Source organism: Ketobacter sp., assembly GCF_003671495.1.
In the GTDB taxonomy this organism is placed as follows: Bacteria; Pseudomonadota; Gammaproteobacteria; order Pseudomonadales; family Ketobacteraceae; genus Ketobacter.
The window spans coordinates 18074-27650 of the sequence record NZ_RCHN01000002.1; the positions used below are offsets into that span (position 1 = coordinate 18074).

Sequence of the window (9577 nt, forward strand, 5' to 3'; positions counted from 1 at the left end):
ACTAGGCTTCCTGTTTGATCAGATCTTCTATGGTCTGCAGCAATACGGTTTCCTGATAAGGTTTACCCATGTAGCGGTTGACACCGATGCTCATGGCCCGGTCGCGGTGTTTCTCACCGGTACGGGAGGTGATCATGATGATGGGTGTATCCTGCAGGCGCTCATCGTGGCGTACCAGAGTAGCCACTTCGAAGCCATCCATGCGCGGCATTTCAATATCCAGCAACATCACATCCGGCTTGATATCCTGCAGCTGGGTAATCGCGTCCACACCGTCTTTGGCGGTCACCACGTCGAAGCCATTGCGCTCCAGCAGGCGACTGGTTACCTTGCGCACCGTGACCGAGTCGTCCACCACCATGACCAGCGGGGTCTCGTTGACCTCTTCCTTGGCCCGTGGCTGATCCGCCTCTTCCATATTTTCTTCCAGGCTGAGTTGAGCCTGTTCGGCCCGGATCACGGCGTTCAGGTCGAGGATGATGACCACGCTACCATCACCGCGGATGGTGGCACCGGAAATCCCGCTGACCGCCGCCAGTTGCGGCCCTACGGATTTCACCACCACTTCGCGGGAGCCCAGCAGGGCATCCACCTGCAAGGCCACGGCATGATCACCACCGCGTACCAGCAACACCGGAATGGGCTTGGTGTGGCTGGTCAGGTTGGGGATCGGGTTATTGTGTACATAACGGCCCAGATAACGCATGCGGTATTGCTGGGAGGCATACTCGAACTTGGGCGCATCCGGTTGATAGTAGGCTTCCAGTTCGTAGGGGCTGACCCGCACAATACCTTCGATGTTGTTGAGAGGAATCGCGTACTGGTCTTCGCCCACCCGCACCATCAGGGCGCGGTTGACCGACACGGTAAACGGCAGGCGGATGGTGAACTGGGAGCCGGCGCCCGGCGCCGAGTGCAGCTTGACGTTACCGCCCAGCTGCTTGATCTCGCTGTGCACCACGTCCATCCCCACACCGCGGCCGGAGATCTGGGTCACTTTCTCTGCCGTACTGAAGCCGGGCTTGAAGATAAACTGCATCACTTCCTTATCGGTGAGCGGCGCGTCTGCTTTCATCAGGCCACGTTCGATGGCGCGTTTCTTCACACCGTCCAGATTGATGCCTTTACCATCATCAGTGAGCCGCAGCACCACCTCGCCCCCTTCCCGGGCCAGGTGAATGGTGATGCGCCCGGTGTCTTTCTTACCGGCGGCGGCCCGTTGTTCCGGCGTTTCCAAACCGTGGTCCACCGCGTTACGCAACATGTGCTCCAACGGCGGCACCATGCGTTCCAATACGGTCCGGTCCATTTCACCTTCTGCACCGATGATTTCCAGTTCCGCCTTCTTACCCACTTCGCCGGCGATCTGCCGCACGATTCTGCGCAGACGCGGCACCATGCGGGAGAACGGCACCATGCGGGTGCGCATGAGGCTTTCCTGCAATTCGGAATTGATCCGGCCCTGCTGGATCAACAGGGTTTCCGCGTCGCGGGCACGGTCGGTGAGGGAGTCCCGCAGGTCCATCATGTCCGATACGGTTTCACCCAGGGAGCGGGACAGCTGATTCAGGGTGGAGTAACGGTCCATCTCCAGGGGGTCGAAGTCTTCGTACTCCTCGCCTTCGGTCTGGGCCTGTTGGTAGCGATACAGGATCTGGGCTTCGGTTTCGATGTCCAGACGCCGCAGCAGTTCACGGGCCCGGTCGATGGTCATGCCGATCTCGCCGATAACCCCGTTGAAGTCGGTGATCTCCTGTTCGATCCGGCCGCGAAAAATGGAGGTTTCACCGGCCAGGTTCACCAGGTTTTCCATCAAGTCGGAGGAAACCTTGACGCTCTCACCACTGGCGCGCTTTTTATCGTCGGTATGGAAGGCCGACGCCGGCAACATCTCATCAGGCTTGGGCGCAACAAACGCTTCCTGGGGCTCCGGTTGCGGGGTGATGGGCACCACATTGTCGCTCGACGGCGCTGTCTCGGCGGCCGGCTGCAAGTCTTCAGGGGCCGGCTCTTCCTCCATGGTGAACTCGAACTCGACCGCGTCGGCTTCACCGGCAGAGGAAATCAGCTCGCTGCCGTGCTGACGCAGGTGATCCATCTGTTCAAACAGCTTGTCGTGCTCCGCCTGCACTTTGGCGAAGAACTCATCCCCCATGTCCACGCGATCGGTTTCGCTCTGGATGATGAAGGTTTCAAAGTTGTGGCTCAGGTTGCCGATATGCACCAGACCGGCCAGGCGGGCACCCCCTTTCAGGGTATGCAGCAGACGCTTCATTTCGTCCAGGTGTTCGTGGTTATCCCGTTCTGACAGCCAGGCATTGATGGTATTGTCGATGCCCTCGGTGAGTTCCTCCGCTTCTTCCAGGAAGATCTCCAGAATTTCCGTATCCACCTCTTCCCCGCTTCCACCCAGGGCGGACAGGGCTGCGGTATCTTCGGTCGGTTGCGGTTCGAAAACGGGGGCCTGTGCCACCGTGAGGGTGGGCGGTTCTTCCGGCTCCACTTCCGCTGGTGCTGACGGTGCCTCGGCTTCCAATCGACCGTGGGTAAAGTCATCGATCTTACCAATCAGGTCATCCGCCGCTTGCGCCTGCTGGCCGCTCTGGATGCTTTCGAACATCACCGCCAAGCGGTCATGACACTGGTGCAGCAGATCGAACAGGGCCGGGGTAGCGGTGAAATTCCGCATACACAGGCCTTCGTACAGGTTTTCCAGGTTGTGGGCCAGGTCTCCCATTTCCTTCATGTCGGACATGCGCGCGCCCCCTTTCAGGGTATGCAGGCTGCGTTGCAGTCCCGCCACGATGTCCAGGTTATCTGTCTGCTCTACCCAGGCCTGCAACTGCTCCGCCGTGGTGTCCAGAATTTCCGATGCCTCTTCCAGGAAGATCTCCACCAGCTCGGGATCGTAATCCCCCGCCAGATCTTCCTGCGGAGTGGCCGCCATGGGCTCTTCTTCCAGCTCGTCGATTTCCTCAACGCTGAATTCGGAGGTGTCTTCGCCGTCATCTTCGATGATCAGTTCTTCCGCTTCGAACGCGGGGGCTTCCAGTTCTATTTCCGGCTCCCCATCCGAGTCAGCTTCCATTTCCATGTCAGCTTCTGGCTCGGTTTCGAACTGCATCTCGAATTCAGGTTCGGAGGTGGGCTCTGAGGTGGGTTCTGCATCCCGCTCTGGCGCGGAATCCATTTCAATTTCCAGCTCCGACTCGGAGTCAAGCTCAAAGCCGAAGTCCGCCTCGTCTGTGTTGAAGTCCGCTTCTTCCAGCAGGTCTTCTTGCTCTGCTACCGGTTCATCTAAGGGCTCTTCTAACAACGCTTCCAGGGATTCTGACTCCGGCTGTGCTTCAAGATCCGGCTCATGGTCTGCCGCAACCGGCTGCTCCTGCTCAGCCGCTTCCAGCTGTTCACTCACTTGCGGGGCCTGGTCCATCAACGCCTGCAGCTCCGGCACCAGCGCCTCATCCGCCACAATTGGCTGACCGGCGGCAATGAAGTCCATCATATTCACCAGGGCTTCATGGGCTTTGTGAGCGGTGCGGAAGAACAGCGGGTCAGGGGTGATCATGCCATTGGCCGCCGCTTCGTAGAGCTCTTCCAGCGTCATGCTGAGCTCCACCACTTCGTTCAGCTGGGCGGCGCTGGCACTGCGGGCCAGGATACGCAATTCCTGGCGCAGCTTGTCCAGGTCCTCACCCGGGACGGGGTTTTGTTCCCAGTGCCGGAGCACTTCTCCGGCATCCATGATCAGGTCCATGCCCTCGGACAGGAACATACTGACCACCTGGGGGTCCGCCTGGGCCGACGGTTCTTCTTCGCTGTGCTTGAGTTTCTCTTCCCGCAGCTGCTCCAAATGCTGCAACAGCGTTTCGCTGCCGGCGATGGGTGCTGCCGGATGGGACATCAGGTCTTCCAGCCCCTGCTCGACGTTTTGCACGAAATCGTCCAGCAGCTGCAGAATCTCGGGGGACGCCGCCACCCCTTGTAAATGACATTCCTTGAAGAAGCGCTCCGTGGGAGACGCCAGTTCGGCAATGGGGGTGATCCCTGCCATGTGCGCACTGCCCTTCAGGGTGTGCAAAGCACGCAGCATATCGTCGCTGAGGACATCGTTGTGGTCCTGGGCGAGGAACGCTTTCAGGGTCTCCAGATGCGAAGAGGCCTCCTGGCTGAAAATATCCACCAGCACCGGATCGATTTCACCGCTGCCATCCTCCACCACCGGCAGGTCCGCAGCAACGGGCAGCTCTTCCAGTGGGGCCGGTTCCTCAGCTGTAACTGCGGGAGCCGCCGCCAGGGAAAGGTCATCCGGAATGGCCGGGGGCTGTTCGCCTTTGGCCAGGGCGTCGGCCACTGCCGCCAGGGCATCCACATTCAAAGTGGGCTTGACCCGATCTTCGAAGGCTTTCACCAGAACGGGAATCACTTCGGTAACCCGGTCCACGATGCCCGTCACCTGATCATTGGTGGGGATAGTATTGTCCAGCACCCGGTTCAGCATGTTTTCCACTGACCAGGCCAGCTCGCCCACCACCGTGGCACCGACCATGCGGCCACTGCCTTTCAATGTGTGATAGGCACGGCGCAGCTCTTTCAGCGCTTCTTCGTTGTCGTAGTTGGTTTTCCATTGCGGCAGGTATTCCTGGATCGTCTCCAGCACTTCCCCCGCCTCTTCGATGAAGATTTCAATCACTTCCTCATCGATCAGGTCGTCATCATCTTCCGGCTCGGGTTCCGCCACCGATTCTGTCACTGCGGCCCCGGCTTCCTGCAGGTCTTCTTCTGTGAATTCGATCTGGATGATCTCATCTTCTTCGTCACCGGCCAGGCTTTCCAGCTCCGCTGCACCGGTATCGGCTTCGGCAACAGGCTCATTAGCAAGCGGCGCAGCGCTGGGTTCCGCAGCCAACAGCGTGGGGGCCAGTTCACTGGGGTCAATACGCTCTGCCGGATAACCCAGTGCGGACACCGCCTCTTCCGCAATGGAGAGAATGTCCTCATCTCCGGGGAAGCGATCGCCCAAGCGCTCCAGATAATATTCCACACTGGTAATAGCGTCCGCCAGGGTATCCAGTTGCTTCCAGTCCGGCTGCACCGCACCGTCAATCAATTGCTCGCTGATGAAGTTGATGCAGCTTTGCAGTAATGCCGCCGGGTGGGCCAGCGGCACCATCAGCAGACCACCACGGACACTGTGCAGAATATCGGGCACCGCCTGCAGTGGACCCAGGTCAAAGCCCGAACCAATGTAATCGGAAATGGCCTCTTTGGCGTTCTCCAGGCCGGTTCGTGACTCCTCGATCACGGCAGAACGGGCTTTGCTGATCTGCTCCGGCGAAACATACTGCGACTCGTCTTCATCGCCCTCTCCGGCGCCGGCGGCCGGATCATTTGCCATGCCTTGCAGGGTGGCTTCCACATACAGCAGGGCACCAGCAACGTCCATCAGCAGATTGTCATCCGGCAAATCAGGATGCTCGACAATCCGGCCAATGGTATCAATCTGTTCCACAATCACCCGGCGGGGATTGCCCACCCCCAGCACCGCCAGGGTATCGGCAATCTGCTTTAAAACCGGAATCACCGTGCGCAGGTCAGTGCCATCGTGAACCTGGCCCCGCATAAACAGGTCCAGGGTTTCCTTCACACTGCCCAGCTCTTCCAACAATGCCGAGACCACGGACGCAATGGCTTCTTTATCCGGACCGGTCAGGCGCTGGCGCTCATCGTCCAGGCGTTCTTCCGACGGCAAGGCCCGATCCAGTTTAAAGGCGGCCTTCACTTTCTGAATACGGGTGGTTTCACCTTCCGCCCGGGCCACATAAAACAGCAGGTTTTTCAACAGATCCGTAGGCAGCGCTTCATCGCGGTGGGCACCGGTGTCGATGCTGTGTTTGAGCTGGCGGTCCAGCTGACCGAATAGCATTTTGACGGACGTGCCCAGCTCAATGTAGGAACGGGACACCCCTTCCACCAGCGCCGCTGCCACCCACCACAGTTGTCCCATGGGGGTATTGCTGTAGAGCTGCTCCAGTTTGGCCAGGGATTTGGCCATGTACCCCAGGTTGGTGGGCATGTCCTGATTGCGGATCAAGCCCACCAGCGCGAATTGATAGAGCTGGCGGATTTTTTTCAACAGTTGCGGCAGCTGTGCCAGGGCTTCCTGGGATACGGATTCTTTCGGTGCCGCTTCACCACCGGCTTCCAGATCCGGTTTGAACAACGCGGTTTCCGACAACAGGGGCTCGCCGCGGGCCGCACGCAGATCGTTCAGCAACGGCAACACCACCACTGGCATATCCCGCTGGCCGTCCTTCACCCGATCCAGGTACACGGGCAATTGCAGGATGGCCTTCATCAGCACTTCCTGCGCATCTTCCACCCGCTGCACTTTCTCGTTGATCAGCGCGATGGCCAGGTTCTCCATCTCTTCGGCCAGCAACGCGGCGCCAAAGAACTCCACCATCTGCAGGGTACCGGCCACCTGATGCAAATGGGTAAGACAAAAGCGCATGCGCGTGGAGTCCTCGGGATTGTCCACGAATGCTTCCAACGATTGCTGCGCCTGCTTCAGGGTTTCTTCGATTTCACCTTTTACCCAATCCAGCGCTTGAAAATCGTGTTGTTCGGCCATGTCAGCTCCTGGCTCTGGTTATCCTGACTGATCTAAGAATGATTGCGTTTGACGAACGCAAGGGTGTCTTTATATTGGATGCGCTTCATGTCCGGCCGTTGCCAGTCAATCACCTCACCCACACCCAGCACCATCATGCCGCCCGGTGCCAACCGATCAGCCAAATGGGAAACGATGTCTTTTTTGCGCAGGCTCTGGAAATAAATCAACAGATTCTGACAGAACACCAGATCCACGTTCTGAACCGGTGCCTGCCGCAAATCCAGTACATTGATGCGCGCAAAACAGACTCGATCTTTCAAGCGCGGCACCACACGACATCGACCGCGCTCATGGTTTTCAAAATACTTCTGGACATAACGTTGATCCACACGATCCAGCTTGCGGGCGTTGTATACACCTTCCCGCGCCTTGGCCAGTGCCGGCAGGCTGATGTCGGTAGCCGTGATGCCGTAATAACGCTTTTCCTGCTGCTGGCTCAGCAAATCTTCCATCACCATGGCCAGGGAATAGGCTTCTTCACCTGTGGCACAGCCCACGCTCCACAGTTCAATGTGTTTGCGTCCCTGTTCTTCATAGAGATTGCCACAATAGTTGCGCACCAACTCATAGGAGCTGGGATGACGAAAGAAGCTGGTTTCCTGAACCGTAAGGCGATCCACCAGCGTCGCCCACTCCACTTCGCCTGCCAAACCGGACATCAGTTTGTCGTAGTAGGTGTCGTAGCTGGTGCAGCCGATTTCCCGCATGCGGATGTTGAGACTGGTTTCCAGAAAGGTTTTGCGTTCGACGGTCAACTGCATGCCGGTGCGATCTTCGAGCAAACTGCGCCAGCGCGCGAACTGTTCGTCGTTCAACTCGGCTTTCTGAAGACTCCATCGTTCTGCTGGCACTGACATCGCTCCCGGCCATGGCACCTTTGATTGGCCCGGGTTCCAACAAGGTCACCGGGCCAAGGTGTTTTACATTCCGGTTTCCGGCAGTTTGAAACCGGCTACCGAATTGCGCATCTGTACCGCCAGTTCCGCCAGGTTACCGATGGACGTTGCGGTCGCGGTGGTACCGGCAGAGGTTTGCGAGGTAATTTCCTGGATAACGTTCATCGTATTGGAAATGTGACCTGCAGACGCTGCCTGCTGCCGTGCGGCGTTGGAGATGTTCTGGATCAAGTCCGCCAGGTTACTGGATACGTTCTCGATCTCCTCCAGGGCCACACCCGCGTCTTGCGCCAGGCGGGCTCCGCGTACCACCTCAGAGGTGGTTTGTTCCATGGAGATTACCGCTTCGTTGGTGTCGGTCTGGATGGTTTTAACCAGCGCTTCAATCTGCTTGGTTGCCGCCGATGCCCGTTCCGCAAGGCGCTGTACTTCGTCCGCTACCACCGCGAAGCCTCGACCTGCTTCACCCGCCATAGAGGCCTGGATCGCAGCGTTCAATGCGAGGATGTTGGTTTGGTCGGCGATGTCATTGATCAACGATACGATGTCACCGATCTCCTGGGAGGATTCACCCAGTCGCTTGATCCGTTTCGAGGTTTCCTGGATCTGCTCACGGATGGTATCCATACCGTGGATCGTGTTCTGTACCACCTCAGCACCTTTGTTCGCGATCGATACCGACCGCTCCGCTACCGCCGCGGATTCGGCGGCGTTGGCAGATACCTGGTCGATGGACACTGCCATCTCGTTGATCGCTGCCGAGGCCCCGGCAATTTCCTGGGCCTGGTGCTCGGATGCTTCCGCCAGATGCATCGCCGTGGCCTGGGTTTCCTGGGCCGCTGCGGATACCTGTACCGCGGTTTCGTTGATGGTCGATACCAGCGAGCGCAATTGGTCGATGGTAAAGTTGATGGAGTCCGCGATGGCGCCCGTGAAATCCTCGGTTACCGTGGTCTGGATGGTCAAGTCACCGTCCGCCAGGTCGCCCAGTTCATCCAGCAGTCGCAGGATTGCCTCCTGGTTGTGCTGGTTCTGCATTTCTTTTTCCTCACGACGCTGGGCTTCTTCCGCCAGCTGGGCGCGGGATTGGGCCATTACGCTGAAGAATACCAACAGCAGGAAGAGCAGTGCCAAACCGGCAAAGATGATACCGAACAGGGTGGACCAGAAGCCGGCTACCGGAGTGCCCTCAAAGGAGCGGGCCAGGGCACCGGTTTCGGTGAGCAGGGTTTGCGAATCGGTGAAGATGCCGTTGGCCGCCGCCCGTACCTGGAACAGTTCCGGAGAACTTTCCAGAATCTCGTCGACGCTTTCCGCCACACCGGCAAACAGATCAGAAATTTCGTTGAGGGAGTCGACCGCGGCCTTATCCCGCACCCGGGTGATGCCAAGGGACTTATCCCCTTCCAGCATGCCCTGCAGTACGCGACCAAATCGCTCAGTGTCCTGGCCGAAGCTGTCGGCGGCCATCACCGCGTCCTCGCCCCCTTCCAACACCTTGTTAACCGATCGCACAATACGTTCCGCCAGCAGGGACTGACGCTGGGCCACCGCCACCTGGTCAGCAGGGGCCTTACTGTCCACCAGGGTTTGTACCACCAGGTCGTATTCTTCCTGCAGTACCGGAATGTTGTCGTTCAAGGCCCGCGCCACATCGTGCAGGTTGATCACCGTCTGGCGACCTTCCAGAATCACGTCGGAGCTGTCGGACACCTGCTTCCACACCCGTTCCACGTCCGCCATTTCCTGGGGCGCGCTGGTGATGAAGACGGAGTCGGCGGCCATACCCTCATCGGGGGAGCCGTTCTTGATGGCATCCCACTCCAATCCGAAATCCACCCGGGCCTGATCGAGGAAGGAGAACGCATCCGCGTTACCTGCCGCCGCTTCCAGGGCGTTTTTCGCGATCCTCTGAGAGAGTACCCTCAATTCTGTCGCTTTGGTTACGTACTTCGCTGACTGCTCACTGTGATTTGCCACAAAGTAAAAGTTCAGCAGCATCAGA

At 58.6% G+C, this 9577-nt stretch carries 3 protein-coding genes; all 3 read right to left on the reverse strand.

The features are described from left to right. Nucleotide 1: 1 nt before the first annotated feature. On the reverse strand, nucleotides 2-6634 hold the full coding sequence (locus tag D9N14_RS00570; RefSeq protein WP_290575719.1) for an Hpt domain-containing protein: 6633 nt from the start codon (nucleotides 6632-6634) through the stop codon (nucleotides 2-4). A 32-nt stretch (nucleotides 6635-6666) separates the two neighbouring features. Continuing rightward, entirely contained in the window at nucleotides 6667-7527 is an 861-nt protein-coding gene (locus D9N14_RS00575; RefSeq protein WP_290575721.1) for a CheR family methyltransferase, read from the reverse strand. Between the two features lie 69 nt (nucleotides 7528-7596). Further along, complete coding sequence (locus D9N14_RS00580; protein WP_411267907.1) at nucleotides 7597-9573, reverse strand: methyl-accepting chemotaxis protein; 1977 nt, start codon at nucleotides 9571-9573, stop codon at nucleotides 7597-7599. Between the last annotated feature and the right edge of the window lie 4 nt (nucleotides 9574-9577).